Below are 15,781 nucleotides of genomic sequence, written 5' to 3'. Positions count from 1 at the left end.
GCACTCGAGCCGGGTTCGCGCCGACGTTCCCCCGCCGTGAGAAGGCGTCGGGCCCAGGGGTCTACGGGCCCCAGGCCGACCAGCCGCTCTCTTGGTCTCCGATCAGGCCACCGCCGGCGATCGGAAGCGAGGAAAGGTACTCACCGGGCAGGCAGAAGGCATCAACCAGGCCGCTCATGTGCGGTACGAGGACCGCGATGACCTCATTGACGGCAGCGGAGACGCCGCGGACATGGTCGGGGGTCAGATGGCCGTCCGCGAGCAGCACCCCGGTGTGGGGCTCGAGCTGACGGAGCAGGAAGAGCCGGCACAAGTGCTCCAGGAGCATCCGTGCCGTCGGGTCGACCGCACGGGCCGCCGCGGCGATGAACGCATCGGCGGCCTTCCGGCCGGCGTGCGCCGACACCATCTCCAGGGCCGCGGGGGACGCCTCGTTCCAGCGGCCCAGGGGGTCGCCCATGGGACCTCGGCGCAGGGCTTTGCTCGCCCTGCGCTGCGCGTCGCGCTCGACCTCGACGAGCAGATCACGCAGATAGGTCACGTTGGTCAGCAGTTGTTCGCCGGCCGGCGGATCCGGCCGGAGGCGGTCGGGGCGGGACTCGAAGAGCATTTCCGAGGCAGCCTTTACCCAGATGACCAGGTTGTCGCCCTCTGCGGTAATCGTGCCCTCAATGGTCGACGTCAGGTCGGATATTCCGTTGACCGGGAAAAGGCCCTGTGCGCCGCACCGCTCTCGTGCGTCCACGGTGATCTCGCGGGCCCGCCACGTGATCCAGCCTTTGGCCACTGCGACAAGACGCTCGACCTCGACCTGGTTCTCCGGTGTGTGTCCTGCCCATTGGGCAACGATGTCACGCTGCAGAAACGTTGCCGCATAGACGGTCGCGATCCCGTCCAGGAGGCTGCCGGCGTGGCTGCGGTGGGCCACCAGCGGGACCCTCTCACCGGCCTTCGGTCCGCTTATGTGCCGTGCGTGCGCATGCTTCACGGCGATGGCCAGGGCTGCTCGGGCCATTCCGACAGCGCCCGCGCTCATGCATAGTTTTCCGCTGGTCACCCTGCTGATGGAGTTCAGGAACCTCTGCCGCGCGCTGCCCAGGGCGCTGTGGAAGCTGCCGTCCCGTCCGAGCCGCCCGTGCTCTCCTCCCAGCAGCGCCTCATGAGGAAGCCGCACCCGGTCGAAAGAGGTGAGACAGTGGTCCATCGGGGTACCGGTGCGATCCGGGAGTTGCCTGACGTGGATTCCGGGCAGATGTCCGGTTTCATCGCTCAGCGGCGTCAGGAACAGGAAGCACCCGTGATCCTCACCGTCGACGACCAGCCGCGCCATCACGACTGCGGTCTTCGGTCCGCCTGTGAGCGAGGTGTTCGGCATGAATTTCTGGGCGCCCGGGGCGGGGGTGTGCAGGACGAATCCGCCCGTTTCCCTGTCGAATTCCGCCGTCGTCCGCAGCGCGGCCGCGTCGTTGCCGTGATCCAGCTCGGTGCAGAGGAAGGTGCCCGTCCTGCGCATCGAAGCGTAGTCGGACAGGTCATGCCCTTTCGGGCTGCCGGCCCTGTGGTCCAGCAAACTTCCCATGAAAAGGTTGTAGTGGATGCTCGCGAGGGTACCCAGTCCGCCGTCCGCCACCCCGGCCCACTCATGCAGGGCCGCCAGCCTCTGTATGTCCAGGGGCAGCTCTTCCGGAGAGTCCATGGTTTTATTCACGGAACGCAGCCGCGAATAAGAGAGTGCCGCTCGTTCCTCACTGGACAGTCCCGGACGATATCTGAACTCCTCCGTGCCCAGAAGTTCTCTCCAGGGCCCGTGAATCCGTCCCTGATCGGCCCCGTCGAAGAGTGAGTGAGCGAGGTCCAGCACAAAAGGATCGGCTGCCTCATGACCCTTATCCGCGAGGTTCTGCGTCCTCGCAGCCCTCCAGAAGGGAACCTTGTCCCGAAATGTCAGCATGGCGGTAAGTAACTCCATACGAAACCTAGCACTGGCAAGGAAGGTCTCACACGATTGAATGCCAAGGGGCGACTTTTAGCCAGGGACTTCCGGGGCATTTTTTTGAGCCGAACATCACATACACTCGTCAACATGCCGAGGATTAGATGAGTCCACCCATGGGAATAAATGTGTTCCTTTCATCCGTGGGGTCTCGGATGAGGTCCGCCGTCCCGGAATGGGTAACGGTGGCTCGACGGTCACCTCGTGCGGGCAGGCTTACCAGGAACGCGGGCCGTACTTCGGACCGACATCCGGCCCGGCGCTGCGCGCAGAGCCTCCATCGCCTCGACCCGGCTATAGCCGCGGTTCAACACGGGCGGAATTGGGGTCGGGGTCGACTACATAAATGTGTTTCAGCCGCCGTCCGTGTCCGCGAAGTGCCGCCGTATCAGCGCCTCGGCCGTCGCCCGGTCCCCCGCCGTCAACGCGTCGAGCAGCGCGGTGTGTTCGGCCGCGTCCGCGCGGAGAGCCGCCCGGCGGGCGGCGGTGGATCCGGGTGGCGGCCACTGGGATCGGCGGTGCATCTCGTCGGCGACCAGGACCAGTTGCCGGTTTCCCGCCAGGGTGAGCAACGCGCGGTGGAAGGCCCGGTCACGCTCGGCGTAGCCGGTCCGGTCGCCGCACGCCGCCGCCGCGCCGGCCGCGTCCGCCAGCGGGCGCAGCTCCGCGAACCGCTCGGGAGGCACGGTACGGGTCAGCCGGAGCAGGACCGGCACCTCGATCAACGCCCGGATCTCCGCCAGTTCGGCGCGGTCCCGCGCACCGCGCTCGGTGACCCGGAAGCCGCGGTTGGGCACCACCTCGACTGCGCCCTCCAGTGTCAGCTGGTGCATGGCCTCGCGCACGGGTGTGGCGGAGACCCCGAACCGTTCGCCCAGCGCGGGCGCCGAGTAGACCTCCCCCGGGGCCAGTTCACCGCTGACGAGCGCCGCGCGCAGGGCGTCGAGGATCTGTCCGCGTACGGTGTGCCGCCGCACCGGGCGGGCCGGCCCGTCCGGCGCCTCGCGGGTCCGCTCCGCAGGCCGTGCCGCGCCGCCCGTGGGCCACCGCGCCGCCGCCTCCGCGCTGCCCGCCGGCCCGGGCTGACCGGGTACGCGGCCGGCCCCGGGCGCCGGCGTTCCGGACGGCCCCGTCGCGTACGGGCCCCCTCCGGCGGCCCCCGGCGCTCCGCGCTGCTCCACTCGGGTCCACCCCACCCATCAGGTCCGGTCCGCCGGCTCGCGAGAGCCCTTTCACCCCTGCACCATAGGCCGACCGGCGACCGGTTCCCACACACCCCGAATCGGATAAGGTAAGGCTTACCTGCAAACGATCGTGATTCGGTGGCCCCGCATGACCGTGCCCGCCTTGCTGCCCGGCCTTCCCGCTTCCCCCGTGACGGACCTCCCCGTGACGGACTCCGCCAGGACGGACTTCTCCGTTCCGGAGACCGTTCTGGCGGACGCGTACGCCCGGCTGACCGAGGTGTTCCCCGCGCTGCGCGTCGACCAGCTCGCCGATGACGAGCGCCCACCGCACGGTGCGGGCTGGGTGACCGCGGCCGAGCTCGCCGCCGGCGGTGACGCCCTGGACACGTTCCTGGCCTGGGACGTGGAGCAGGTGGCGCGGGACTACGACCGGCGGGCCCGTCCCGACGTGATCGCGGGCTTCGGACTGCACCGGTACGCCTGGCCCGCCTGTCTGCTGATCACCATGCCCTGGTTCCTGCACCGCCGGGTGCCCCGGATCCCCGTCCCCGACGTCTCCTTCCACCGGGCGCTCGGCCGGATGACCGTGCGGGTACGGGAGTTCGCGTGTCTGCCGGACGACCCGGCGGCGGCGCTGCCCGGCGCCCGTGTCGTACCGGACGTGGCCGCCCTCGACGCCGCCGCGCGGGCGGCCGTCGCCGAGCACCTCGGCCCCGTCCTCGACGGGTTCGCCCCGCGGATGCGGCGCGGGCGCCGGGCCCTGTGGGGCATGGCCACCGACGAGGTCGTCGAGGGGCTCTGGTACGTCGCGCACCTGATGGACGAGGAACGGCGCGCGATGGCCGAGCTGGGACGGCTGCTGCCGGGGACCACCGCCCCGTACGTCGGCACGGCGGGTTTCCGCGAGCTGACCGGGCCGGACGGCACGTCCCTGCCCACCCGGGACCGGGCCGGCTGCTGCCTCTTCTACACGGTGCGCCCCGAGGACACGTGTGTCACCTGTCCGCGTACGTGCGACGCTGAGCGGATCCGGAAGTTGAGCGGAAACGGAAGCTGAGCGGAAGCGACTGACGCTGCTTCCGTCCCGTCTGACCCACTGTCACCCTGGGGCCCGCGTGCCGCCTCCGAGGGTGATATTAATCGAACATGACAGGGGCCGGCCGTACGGCTGCGCCGGCGAAACACGCTAATGTGTGGGCCTCACCGCCCCGTTGGTGTTCTCTTGTCCCAAAACCCACTGAGGGGCAGCGTGCTTCCGCCACTATGGCGCCCGAAACGCCCTACTGCGATGCAAGGAACACCGCATGCGACTGACCGACATATCGCTGAACTGGCTGCTACCCATCGGCGTGTTGATCGTCGGTGTCCTGGTGGCAGTGGCAGTGATCACCCGCGGCAAGCGCGCGGGTGACAAGGCCAAGACCGAGGACTCCTGGGAGCGCAGCGAGGAGCGCCGCCGGCGCAAGGAAGCGATCTACGGGATGGCCTCCTACGCGCTCCTCTTCTGCTGCGCGGCCGTCGCCGCCGCCCTCTCCTTCCGGGGTCTCGTCGGCTTCGGCCAGGAGAACCTGAACCTGAGCGGCGGCTGGGAGTACCTGGTCCCGTTCGGGCTCGACGGAGCTGCCATGTTCTGCTCCGTGCTCGCCGTGCGCGAGGCCAGCCACGGTGACGCGGCGCTCGGTTCCCGCCTGCTGGTGTGGACCTTCGCCGGTGCCGCGGCCTGGTTCAACTGGGTGCACGCGCCCCGGGGTCTCGGCCACGAGGGCGCCCCGCAGTTCTTCGCGGGCATGTCGCTCTCGGCGGCCGTGCTGTTCGACCGCGCGCTCAAGCAGACCCGCCGGGCGGCGCTGCGCGAGCAGGGCCTCGTCCCGCGCCCGCTGCCGCAGATCCGGATCGTACGGTGGCTGCGGGCCCCCCGCGAGACCTTCGCCGCCTGGTCGCTGATGCTCCTCGAAGGCGTACGGACGCTGGACGAGGCCGTGGACGAGGTGCGCGACGACCGCCGGCAGAAGGAGGAGACCCAGCGGCGCCGCCGCGAGCAGGCGAAGCTGGAGCGCGCGCAGCTCAAGGCGCTCAACCGGCAGCACCGGAACTGGGGCAGGCGCGGCGGCCGTCAGGTGCCGCTGCCCGCCGTCGGCGCGACCGCCGGAGGAAGCCCCGCGGCCGTGGAAGCCGCCGCGGAGCCCGCCATACCGGAGAAGGCACAGCTCCCCCGGCGCTCCCGCCTCTCCCTCCAGCCCGCGTCCGGTCCTGAGACCCGCACCGTGGACCTCACGGCCGAGGACGACACGCAGGCGCTGCCCCGGCTGGACTCCCTGGAGCGCAAGCTGAAGGACCTGGAGCGGCAGTACGGCTGACGCCGCCTCGGCCGGGCCGCGCGAGCGGGACGGCCCCGGATCCCGGAGCCCGGGCGGAGAGCGGCACAGCACCGCACCGACTCGGGACCGTACTGACAGCCGCTCATGGCACGTCCCCGGCGCTTTCAGGCCGGGCACTCGGACCGGCGTGACGGAAGACCGTCACGCCGGTCCGCCGTTGTACCCCGCCCTCCGGGCGCCGCCGAGCAGCCGTCGTGCCGACGCGCTCCCGCCGTGCCGACGCGCTCCCACCACGCCTCGCGCCCGACCGCCGGTGCCGAAGGAGACACCAGGCCACACCGGGCCACACCGGACCCTGTCCGGGTCGCCCGCTACGCCGCCTTCGGTCTCTCGCCGTTCAGCTCGAACCACACCAGCTTCCCCGGCGGCCGCGCGCGTATCCCCCAGTCGTCCGCCAGGCTCCGCACCAACGCCAGTCCCCTGCCGTGCGTGGCCTCATCGGGTGCCGGCCGGGCCGGCTCAGGTGGCTTCGGCAGCCCCGCCTTGAAGTCCCGCACCTCCACCCGCAGCCGCCAGTCCGCGACGGTGGCCGTCACCACCGCTCCGCTCTCCGTGTGCACCAGCGCGTTGGTGACGAGCTCGCTCATCAACAGCTCCGCCACCGCCGCGGAATCCGGCTCCGGCCAGTGCCGCAGCATCTCGCGTAACGCGTGCCGCACCTCCGGAACCGCCGCGAGATCGGCGCCGCCCACTCTGCGCCGTAACCCGGTCTTCACGTCCGTCCCCCCAGTTCGTGCCGACGGTTTCCCCTGCCATCGAACGCGTACACGGAATGCATGCCCCCGGCCCGGAAGCGCCACGCATGGGGTACGTCACGTCGCCGTGCCTCATCCGTACCGCCGTACCTCCCGTATCCCGGAGGATGCGCCGGGGCCGTCCGGGGAAGCTTCCGTCAGAGCCGGGTTCCGGCGAAGAGCCGACGCGAAGTGCCGACGCGAAGTGCCGACGCGAGGAGTCACCGATGCATGACGACCGCTCACTGGTGGAGGGGCGCTTGGAGCGCGCGCTGCGCCAGTTCATCCGCCCGGCGCAGTACACGGCGCGCGAACCGCTCGCCCTCTCGGTCTGGCACGTGCCGGGCGAGCCGGTGCCGGTGGAGCAGGCCCTCCAGGGCGGTTACGAGCCCTTCGCGGCCGGTACGGAATGGGGCGCGCCGTGGTCCACGAGCTGGTTCCGGCTGGAGGGCGTCGTTCCCGAGGAGTGGGCCGGCCGCCGGGTGGAGGCCGTCATCGACCCCGGGTTCAGCGGCGAAGGGCCGGGCTTCCAGGCCGAGGGACTGGTCCACGACGCCGCCGGCGTACCGCTCAAGGGCATCCACCCGCGCAACCGGCACGTCCCCGTCGCCGCGCCCGCGGCTGGCGGCGAGGCGGTCCACCTCCTGCTGGAGGCCGCCGCCAACCCCGCCGTGCCGCAGGGCGGCGAGCCGACCCCGCTGGGCGACGTCCTGACCGCCGGTGACCGGCCGCTCTACCGCTTCCGCTCCGCCGACCTGGCGGTCCTGGACGAGGAGGTCTGGCACCTGGTGCTGGACATCGAGGTGCTCTCGGAGCTGATGCGCGAGCTGCCCGCCGACCGGGCCAGGCGACACGAGATCCTGCGCGCCCTGGAGGACATGCTGGACGCGCTGGACCTGCACGACGTGTCCGGTACGGCCACGGCGGCACGGGCCCGGCTGGCCGGCGTCCTCGACCGCCCGGCCGCCGCGAGCGCCCACCGGGTCTCGGCGACCGGCCACGCCCACATCGACTCGGCGTGGCTGTGGCCCCTGCGCGAGACCGTCCGGAAGGCGTCCCGGACCTTCGCCAACGTCACGGCGCTCGCCGCGGACTACCCGGAGCTGGTCTTCGCCTGCTCACAGGCGCAGCAGTACGCCTGGGTGCGCGACCACCAGCCGCACATCTGGGAGCGGATCAAACGGGCCGTGGCGGAGGGGAACTGGGCACCGGTGGGCTCCATGTGGGTGGAGTCGGACGCCAACATGCCCGGCGGGGAGGCGCTGGCCCGGCAGATCGTGCACGGGAAGCGCTTCTTCCAGGAGGAGCTGGGGGTGGAGACGGAGGAGATCTGGCTGCCCGACTCGTTCGGCTACACGGCCGCCTTCCCCCAGCTCGCGCGGCTGGCGGGGGTCAGGTGGTTCCTCACCCAGAAGCTCTCCTGGAACCAGTTCAACAAGATGCCCCATCACACCTTCTGGTGGGAGGGCATCGACGGCACCCGCGTCTTCACGCACTTCCCTCCGGTCGACACCTACAACGCCCAGTTCCACGCGTCCGAACTGGCCCACGCCGAGCGGAATTTCACGGAGAAGGGCCGGGCCTCCCGGTCGCTGGTGCCGTTCGGCTGGGGCGACGGGGGCGGCGGTCCGACGCGGGAGATGCTGGAGAAGGCGCGGCGGCTGCGGTCCCTGGAGGGCTCGCCCCGGGTGGAGATCGAACGGCCGTCGGCGTTCTTCGCGGCGGCCGAGGAGGAGTACGGGGCGCAGGCGCCCGTCTGGTCGGGTGAGCTGTATCTGGAGCTGCACCGGGCGACGTACACCACCCAGGCCAAGACCAAGCAGGGCAACCGGCGCAGTGAACACCTGTTGCGGGAGGCCGAGTTGTGGGCGACCGCGGCCGCGCTGCGGTCGGGCGCGACGGAGGGGGACCCGCCGGCCGCGCCCGGCACCACGCCCGGCCCTGGATCCGGCCCTGACTCCGGCGCCGTTCCGGGCTCCGGCTCCGGCCCCGGCTCGTACGCGTACCCCTACGACGCTCTCGACCGGCTGTGGAAGACCGTCCTGCTGCACCAGTTCCACGACATCCTGCCGGGGTCGTCGATCGCCTGGGTGCACCGTGAGGCCCGTGCGACGTACGAGGCGGTACGGGACGAGCTGACGGGCATCGTCGCGGACGCGGTGGCGGCGCTGACGCCCGGGGACAGCGCCGTCGGTGTGTGGAACGCGGCGCCGTACGCGCGCCGCGACGTGGTCACCGCCCGGCCCCAGGACGTGGCGGAAGGGGTCATGACGCAGCCGACGGCCGACGGCGGGGTGCTCGTCCCGGCGCTCGTACGGGCGCTCGCGCCGGGCACCTTCACCCCGCTCGCGCCCGACCCCGTCTCGGCCGTGTCCGGATCCGGCACCCACATCCTGAGCAACGCGTACCTGGACGTGGTCGTCGGCGCGGCGGACGGGCTGCTGGTGTCCGTACGGGACCGGAAGGCGGGCCGTGAGGTGCTGACGCCGGGCGGCCGGGGGAATCTGCTGCAACTGCATCCCGACCACCCCAACAACTGGGACGCCTGGGACATCGACCGGCACTACCGGCGCCGGCACACCGATCTCACCGAGGCCGACTCCGTCGAGCTGGTCGAGGAGGGTCCGCTCAGGGCGGCGGTGCGTGTGGTGCGGACCTTCGGGGCGCGGCGGGAGTCCCGCGTCACCCAGGAGATCCGGCTGACCGCCGACAGCCGCCGGGTCGACATCGTCACGGAGGTCGACTGGCAGGAGTCGGAGAAGGTCCTCAAGGCGGCGTTCCCGCTGGACGTCCACGCCGAACGGTCCACGGCGGAGATCCAGTTCGGCCATGTCCACCGGCCGACGCACGAGAACACCGGCTGGGACGCGGCCCGCTTCGAGATCTGCGCGCACCGCTGGCTGCGGGTGACGGAGCCCGGCTACGGCGTCGCGGTGCTGAACGATTCGACGTACGGCCACGACGTGGCGCGCACCCCGCACCCCGACGGGCTCGGCACGACCGTGCGGCTGACTCTGCTGCGCGCCCCGCACAGCCCGGACCCGGAGACGGATCTGGGCACGCACCGGTTCACCTACGCGCTGCTGCCCGGGGCCGGGGTCGAGGACGCCGTGCGGGAGGGGCTGGCGCTCAATCTCCCGCTGCGCGTGTCGCCCGCGCCCGAGCAGCCGCCAGTGGTCCGGGTGGACCATCCGGCGGTGACCGTCGAGGCGGTGAAGCTCGCGGAGGACCGCGGCGGGGACGTGATCGTACGGCTCTACGAGTCGGCCGGCGGCCGGGCGGAGACCACGCTGCGCGTGGGCTTCCCGATCACCGGCGCGCGCGTGACGGACCTGCTGGAACGGCCGCTGCACGACGCGGAGACGGACGAGGAGGGGCTGCGGCTGCGGCTGCGGCCGTTCCAGATCCTCACCCTCCGGCTCACCCCGGCGTAGCCGACGGGGCCGGGCGCCCGGTACGTCCTGCGTCCCGGGCGTCCCGGGCGTCCGTGACGCCCGCGGCGGACACGTTCGCCGACGTGGCCGCCACCGCGCGCCCCCGGAGGCGAACCGAGCCTCGGAGACTACGGCCGCGGCACGTTGCGCAGGTTGGAACGGGCCATCTGGACCATGCGGCCCACCCCGCCGTCCAGCACGATCTTGCTCGCGGAGAGGGCGAAGCCCGTCACCATCTCGGCGCTGATCTTCGGCGGAATGGACAGGGCGTTCGGGTCCGTGACCACGTCCACGAGGGCCGGGCCCGGGTGCCTGAAGGCGTCCTTGAGCGCGGCCGCGAGCTGCTTGGGCTTCTCCACCCGTACGCCGTGCGCTCCGGCGGCGCGGGCGATGGCTGCGAAGTCGGGATTGCGGTTGCCGGTGCCGTACGCGGGCAGTCCCGCCACCATCATCTCCAGCTCCACCATGCCGAGCGAGGAGTTGTTGAACAGGACGATCTTCACCGGCAGGTCGTACTGGACGAGCGTGAGGAAGTCGCCCATGAGCATGGCGAATCCGCCGTCCCCCGACATCGAGACGATCTGCCGGCGCCGGTCGGTGAACTGCGCGCCGATCGCCTGCGGCAGCGCGTTGGCCATCGATCCGTGGCTGAACGAGCCGATGACGCGGCGGCGGCCGTTCGGCGAGAGGTAGCGCGCGGCCCAGACGTTGCACATGCCGGTGTCCACCGTGAACACGGCGTCGTCGTCGGCGACGTCGTCCAGCACGGCGGCGACGTACTCGGGGTGGATCGGGATGTGCCTGTCCACCTTGCGGGTGTACGCCTTGACCACACCCTCCAGGGCGTCGGCGTGCTTCTTGAGCATCCTGTCGAGGAAGCGGCGGTCCGTCTTGGCGCGCACCTTGGGAATCAAGCAGGTGAGCGTCTCGCGGACATCGCCCCACACGGCGAGGTCCAGCTTGGTGCGGCGGCCGAGGTGCTCGGGTCGCACGTCGACCTGCGCGATCTTCACGTCGTCGGGCAGGAAGGCGTTGTACGGGAAGTCCGTGCCGAGCAGGATCAGCAGGTCGCACTCGTGGGTGGCCTCGTACGCGGCACCGTAGCCGAGCAGTCCGCTCATTCCAACATCGAACGGATTGTCGTACTGAATCCATTCCTTGCCCCGCAGCGCGTGCCCGACCGGGGACTTGACCCGCTCGGCGAACTCCATCACCTCGGCGTGCGCGCCCGCCGTGCCGCTCCCGCAGAAGAGAGTGACCCGGTCCGCCTCGTCGATCATCCGGGCGAGCCGGTCGATCTCGCCGTCCCCGGGGCGCACCGACGGCCGGGAGGTGACCATCGCGTGCTCCGCCGCCCGTTCCGGGGCGGGGGCCGCGGCGATGTCGCCGGGGAGGGTGACCACGCTGACGCCGCCCTGTCCGACCGCGTGCTGGATCGCCGTCTGGAGCAGCCGGGGCATCTGCCGCGGGCTGGAGATCATCTCGCTGTAGTGGCTGCACTCGGCGAACAGCCGGTCGGGATGGGTCTCCTGGAAGTAGTTGAGCCCGATCTCGCTCGACGGGATGTGGGAGGCGAGGGCGAGGACGGGCGCCATGGAGCGGTGGGCGTCGTACAGGCCGTTGATCAGATGCAGGTTGCCCGGTCCGCAGGAGCCCGCGCAGGCGGCGAGCTTGCCGGTGATCTGGGCCTCGGCGCCGGCCGCGAAGGCCGCGGCCTCCTCGTGCCTGACCTGCACCCAGTCGATGGCGGCGTTACGGCGAACGGCGTCGACGACGGGGTTGAGGCTGTCGCCGACGACACCGTACAACCGCCGCACACCGGCCCTGGCGAGGATGTCGACGAACTGTTCCGCGACGTTCTGTTTGGCCATGGGAGCGCACCCTTTCCGGAGTCTCGGGGAGCGCCGGGTCCGCCCGGCGGGTCCGGCGCGGATCCGACGCGGGCCCGTGCGGGTCCCGGCTGCGGGACCGCGCGGACGAGCCCGTATGAACGGGTCCCCCGGACAGGCCCGCCCGGACGGGTCCACTTGGGGAACCGCGGGCCGGACCGTTGGGGCGGACCCGCAGGGCGGACCCGCGGAACGGACCCGACGGACGGAACCGGAGTGCCACGGGTACCCGGTGTCCATCAACCCATGCCGGGCGCGGTTACGCCTCCCAGACTCCGACGGCCGTGCGATCGGCGGCGTGCCCCTTCACCCGGAGCTGGACGTCCGAGAGGAATTCGGCCAGGCCCGGCGGCTCCACGGCTTTCCAGCGCTCGGCCAGTTCACCCGCCAGGACGGGCTCGCCGCGCACCGGGTCCGCGAGCCCGGCGCTGCACAGCAGGAGCGTGTCCCCCGGGCGGGCGACCGAGGCCCGGAAACGGAACGGCTCGGACGGCGGCGGGGACGGGACCTCGGACCCCGTGGCCGGTTCGGCCGGCCGGGCGGCCGAACCGGCGGGGTCACCCGCCGTACGGGCCGGGCCGTCCGCCGGCTTCCCCGGGTGCGTGATCCCGTCACCGGGATGGCGCGGCACGCCCGGTGCGGCGGGGCCGTCGGGCACGGGACGGTCCGGCGCCGCGGAGCGATCCGGTACGGGACGGTCCGGCGCCGCCGTGCCGGCCGGTGGCGAGCCGAAGCCGACGACGGGCGCGCCGGTGAGCGCGGCCGGCCCCGGCACGGCCGGTTCCAGGTCCTGCCAGACACCGTCCCTGAGCCGGAACAGGCCGCCGTCGCCGACCCCGAAGAACACTCGCGTCCGGCAGGTGGGATCGGCGGGGAGCAGCAGGCAGCGCAGGCCGGCCGTGTACTCCCCCGGTTCCCGGCCGAGTTCGGCGGCACGGGCGCGCAGCCTGCCGAGACTCCGGTAGGTGAGGCGGTGCAGCCCGGACTTCAGATCGCCCCTGCGACCCGCCCGAATGTCCTCCGACAGGCGGCGGTGGTTGTGTCCGACGGCCCCGCCGATCCAGCGGCAGGCGTCGGCGGCGGCGCGCTGCGCGCTCCCGCTGCCGGGGGTTCCGGTGGCGATGGCGACGAGCAGGAGCGCGTCCGTCCCCTCCCCGAAACGGGCGGTCAGGAGGACGTCCGCGCGCGGCTCGCCCCGGTGCCTGGCCGAGTCGCCCCGTACGGAAGCGGCGCGCAGCGTGTACGAACCGTAGCGCGCGCCGTCCAGGACGGTGTCGGGGACGAGTTCGTCCAGGTGCTCGGCGTCGGCGAGGGGCAGGGTGGTGGGCTCCGGCTCCGGGTCGGAACCGGGCGGCTCGTCTCCGGCGCGGGCGACGGGGACGACGGGCCCGCGGAGCGTCGTTGCCGGGGGCGAGAGCGTGGGGGACGGTGCGGGCGAGGGCTCGGGGGAGGTGGCCGGGGACGCGTCGGCGGACGTCGGGGACTTCTGCTGCCGCTTCGGCCGCGGCCCTCGCGCGTCTGCGCGCTCGGCGCGCTGCGCGCGCTGCGTGCTTTCCGTGCGCTCCGTGTTCTCGGTGCGCTGGGTGTGCTCCGTGCGCTGGGGGAGGGTCGAGCCGGGTGTCTGGCGTTCCAAGCGGGATTCTTCCTTCTGTGGCACGGTGCCCGGCGAGGGGCGCGCGTCGGTGGGTTCGTACGGTCGGCGGGGCGCGGGCGCCCGGGCCGACGGGTGCCCGGCCGGTTCCGGAGCGGCCGGTTCCGGTACGGGCGGGTCCGAAACGGTGGGCCGCGAAGCGGTGGTCTCCGGGGCGATTGCCTCCGGAATGGCTGGTTCCGGGGTGTTCGGGGGCGAGGTCGCCGGTACCGGAAAGACCGACTCCGTGACGGTGGAGGGCGGCGCCTGCTCCCACCAGGCGAGCGCTGGACGGCCGGTCCCGTCCGCCCGCGGTGCCTCAGCGGGACCTTCCGCTCTCGCTTCCACCGTTCCTTCCGTTCTTCCCTCCGCTCTTCCCTCCGCCATCGCGTCCGCCGCCGAGTCGAAGCGGTCGTCGAGCGTGTCCCCCGTCCCCCGGGCGGGCCCGGTGTCGGGGGCGGACTCGTCGTACAGCCGGTTCCACCAGTCCTCGGTGGGCGGCTCGTCCCGCTGCTGGCTCATGGCCCCATTGTCGGCACAGGGGGCGGCCAGAACACCGCGCTCGCGAAATTCGGCCATCACGAAGCGCCCGGGCACGGCCACCGGCCACGGCCGGCAGTGCCGTCCCCGCGTCGTCTTCCCCGACAGGGCCCGGTCCGCCGGGCGACCCCACCCCCCACGGGAAGGACGCCCGGCGGGCCCTCACAGGCGGATGCGGAGGCGTAACGCCGGCGCCCGGCCGGACATGTCGCTCTCCTGGGGCATCCCAGGCCCAGGACAGTCCTGGGGCATATGCCCCAGGACTGTTTCCGCTGTGGTGGCGCCCACTTTGGCAGAGTGACGACTCATACGGGGATGATGTGGGCGGCGGGTTTGCGCCGTGGCCGCTATCCGCCACGGCGCGGGCCGGGAGGCGTGCGTCCGATGGCCGCGCGGCGTTCAGGGAGGGGTGTGGCAGGGGTGCTGGCAGCGATAGGTCTCGACGAGAGACAGGAGTCCGCGTACCGGGCGCTGGTCGCGGCCGGTGGCGCGGACGTCACGGAGCTGGCCCGCCGGCTGTCCCTGACCGAGCCGGACACCGAACGGGCCCTGCGTGTGCTGGCAGGGCAGGGCCTGGTCACGTCGCCCGCGTCCCGGTCGGGCCACTGGATCGCGGCACCGCCCGGCGCCGCGCTCGGCGCGCTGCTGGCCCACCGCCGCCATGAGCTGGAACGGGCCGAACTCGCCGCCGTCACCCTGGCCCGGGAGTACCGCGCGGAGGCCGTCGAGCCCGCCGTACACGATCTGGTCGAGGTCGTGTCGGGTGCGGACGCGGTGGCCGACCGGCTGCGCCGGCTCCGGCGGGGCGCCGCCGAGGAGGTCCGCGCACTGATCGCGGGCGAGAGCCTGACCCTCGGCAGGGCGGACGGCGAGGCCGAGGAGCGCGCGGCGCGCGGGGTCCGCCTCCGGGTCGTGATCGGGCGCGAGATCCTCGCGTCGCCCGCCGCGGTCACCGGTCTCGGCGCCGCGCTCGGCCGGGAGGACCGGGCGAGGGTGACGGCACGCGTCGCCACCGAGCTGGTGATCGCGGACCGTGCGGCGGCGATGGTGCCGCTGACGGGCCGCGGCACGGAGCCCGCGGCGCTCGTGGTGCACGGCGGCGGGCTGCTGGAACCCCTGCTGGGGCTGTTCGAGGCGGTGTGGCGGGAAGGCTCACCACTGCGGTTCGCAGGGGACGGCACCGTCTCGGAGGACGGCCGGCCCGGCCCGGACGCCACCGACCTCCAGGTGCTGTCGCTGCTGCTCGCCGGGCTGACGGACGCGAGCGTCGCCAAACAACTGGACCTGGGTCTGCGGACCGTACAGCGCCGGGTGAAGCGGATGATGGAGCTGAGTGGCGTGAGCACCCGGTTCCAGCTGGGTTGGTACGCGTACGAGAAGGGCTGGGTGGCACGGGAGGCGCCCGCCCGTGCGCGTCCCTGACCTGGCACGCGCTGACATGGCACGCGCACGCCGCACGCGATCTGCGTGACCGAGCGGGGTCCTGCACAGTTGGCAGATGGACGTGTGGCAGCTGGTACTGGTGGGTCTGGTGCTGCTGCTCGGCCTGCTCGGGGTGCTGGTGCCCGGCGTACCGGGCCAGGCGATCGTCTGGGCCGGCGTGCTGTGGTGGGCGCTGACCGACACCACCCGTCCGGCCTGGGGCGTACTGATCGGAGCGACGGCTCTGTTGCTGCTGAACCAGGCGCTGCGGCCGCTCCTCCCGGCCCGCCGCGCCCGCGGCACCGGTGCCCCGCGCAGCACGGTGCTGACCGGCGGTATCGCCGCGATCGTGGGCTTCTTCGTGGTGCCGGTGCTGGGCGGGATCCTGGGCTTCGTCGGGGGCGTCTACGGCGCGGAGCGGGTACGGCTCGGCAGCCACCGGGCGGGCCTGGCCGCCACCCGTACGGTCATGCGCACGGCGGGGTACTCACTGCTGGTCGAGCTGTCCGCCTGCCTGCTGGTGGTGGGTGCGTGGCTGGGCGTGGTGGTCGCGGGCTGAGGGCGTCCCAGGTCA

General features: G+C 72.5%; 10 protein-coding genes. 5 read left to right on the top strand and 5 right to left on the bottom strand.

Annotated features, from left to right (window positions below; translation table 11 throughout):
* Window positions 1-61 precede the first annotated feature (61 nt).
* Complete coding sequence (locus ACU6P3_RS27965; RefSeq protein WP_447194643.1) at window positions 62-1,969, bottom strand: acyl-CoA dehydrogenase family protein; 1,908 nt, start codon at window positions 1,967-1,969, stop codon at window positions 62-64.
* Between the two features lie 377 nt (window positions 1,970-2,346).
* The gene (locus tag ACU6P3_RS27960) at window positions 2,347-3,174 is read right to left on the bottom strand and encodes a GntR family transcriptional regulator (RefSeq protein ID WP_447194642.1); all 828 of its coding nucleotides are present in this window, start codon (window positions 3,172-3,174) and stop codon (window positions 2,347-2,349) included.
* Between the two features lie 151 nt (window positions 3,175-3,325).
* Between ACU6P3_RS27960 and ACU6P3_RS27955 the strand changes: the two genes are divergently transcribed.
* Entirely contained in the window at window positions 3,326-4,237 is a 912-nt protein-coding gene (locus ACU6P3_RS27955) for a (2Fe-2S)-binding protein (protein ID WP_447194641.1), read from the top strand.
* 247 nt (window positions 4,238-4,484) lie between these two features.
* The gene (locus tag ACU6P3_RS27950) at window positions 4,485-5,537 is read left to right on the top strand and encodes a DUF2637 domain-containing protein (protein ID WP_447194640.1); all 1,053 of its coding nucleotides are present in this window, start codon (window positions 4,485-4,487) and stop codon (window positions 5,535-5,537) included.
* Between the two features lie 332 nt (window positions 5,538-5,869).
* On the opposite strand, the gene ACU6P3_RS27945 is transcribed toward ACU6P3_RS27950, so the two are convergent.
* Window positions 5,870-6,274, bottom strand: a complete 405-nt coding sequence (locus tag ACU6P3_RS27945; RefSeq protein WP_447194639.1) for an ATP-binding protein — start codon at window positions 6,272-6,274, stop codon at window positions 5,870-5,872.
* Between the two features lie 245 nt (window positions 6,275-6,519).
* Here ACU6P3_RS27945 and ACU6P3_RS27940 point away from each other — a divergent pair, with 245 nt between their 5' ends.
* Window positions 6,520-9,726, top strand: a complete 3,207-nt coding sequence (locus tag ACU6P3_RS27940) for an alpha-mannosidase (RefSeq protein ID WP_447194638.1) — start codon at window positions 6,520-6,522, stop codon at window positions 9,724-9,726.
* 128 nt (window positions 9,727-9,854) lie between these two features.
* On the opposite strand, the gene ACU6P3_RS27935 is transcribed toward ACU6P3_RS27940, so the two are convergent.
* Window positions 9,855-11,597, bottom strand: coding sequence for a pyruvate dehydrogenase (locus tag ACU6P3_RS27935; RefSeq protein WP_447194637.1), 1,743 nt, complete (start codon window positions 11,595-11,597; stop codon window positions 9,855-9,857).
* A 277-nt stretch (window positions 11,598-11,874) separates the two neighbouring features.
* The gene (locus tag ACU6P3_RS27930; RefSeq protein WP_447194636.1) at window positions 11,875-13,767 is read right to left on the bottom strand and encodes a protein phosphatase 2C domain-containing protein; all 1,893 of its coding nucleotides are present in this window, start codon (window positions 13,765-13,767) and stop codon (window positions 11,875-11,877) included.
* A gap of 438 nt (window positions 13,768-14,205) precedes the next feature.
* Here ACU6P3_RS27930 and ACU6P3_RS27925 point away from each other — a divergent pair, with 438 nt between their 5' ends.
* Together ACU6P3_RS27925 and ACU6P3_RS27920 are read left to right on the top strand one after the other, a co-directional pair.
* Complete coding sequence (locus ACU6P3_RS27925) at window positions 14,206-15,207, top strand: helix-turn-helix domain-containing protein (protein WP_447198093.1); 1,002 nt, start codon at window positions 14,206-14,208, stop codon at window positions 15,205-15,207.
* Between the two features lie 76 nt (window positions 15,208-15,283).
* Entirely contained in the window at window positions 15,284-15,766 is a 483-nt protein-coding gene (locus ACU6P3_RS27920) for a DUF456 domain-containing protein (protein ID WP_447194635.1), read from the top strand.
* Window positions 15,767-15,781: the final 15 nt, after the last annotated feature.

Source organism: Streptomyces hebeiensis, assembly GCF_052983195.1.
Note: the sequence above shows the minus strand (reverse complement) of the source record. Positions and strands in the feature narration are given on the sequence as shown.

Bases quoted from the DNA above. Each gene is read 5' to 3' on its own strand.
- ACU6P3_RS27955 (WP_447194641.1), top strand. From the start codon at position 3,326: ATGACCGTGCCCGCCTTGCTGCCCGGCCTTCCCGCTTCCCCCGTGACG.
- ACU6P3_RS27965 (WP_447194643.1), bottom strand. From the start codon at position 1,969: ATGGAGTTACTTACCGCCATGCTGACATTTCGGGACAAGGTTCCCTTC.
- ACU6P3_RS27920 (WP_447194635.1), top strand. From the start codon at position 15,284: ATGGACGTGTGGCAGCTGGTACTGGTGGGTCTGGTGCTGCTGCTCGGC.
- ACU6P3_RS27930 (WP_447194636.1), bottom strand. From the start codon at position 13,767: ATGAGCCAGCAGCGGGACGAGCCGCCCACCGAGGACTGGTGGAACCGG.
- ACU6P3_RS27940 (WP_447194638.1), top strand. From the start codon at position 6,520: ATGCATGACGACCGCTCACTGGTGGAGGGGCGCTTGGAGCGCGCGCTG.
- ACU6P3_RS27950 (WP_447194640.1), top strand. From the start codon at position 4,485: ATGCGACTGACCGACATATCGCTGAACTGGCTGCTACCCATCGGCGTG.
- ACU6P3_RS27935 (WP_447194637.1), bottom strand. From the start codon at position 11,597: ATGGCCAAACAGAACGTCGCGGAACAGTTCGTCGACATCCTCGCCAGG.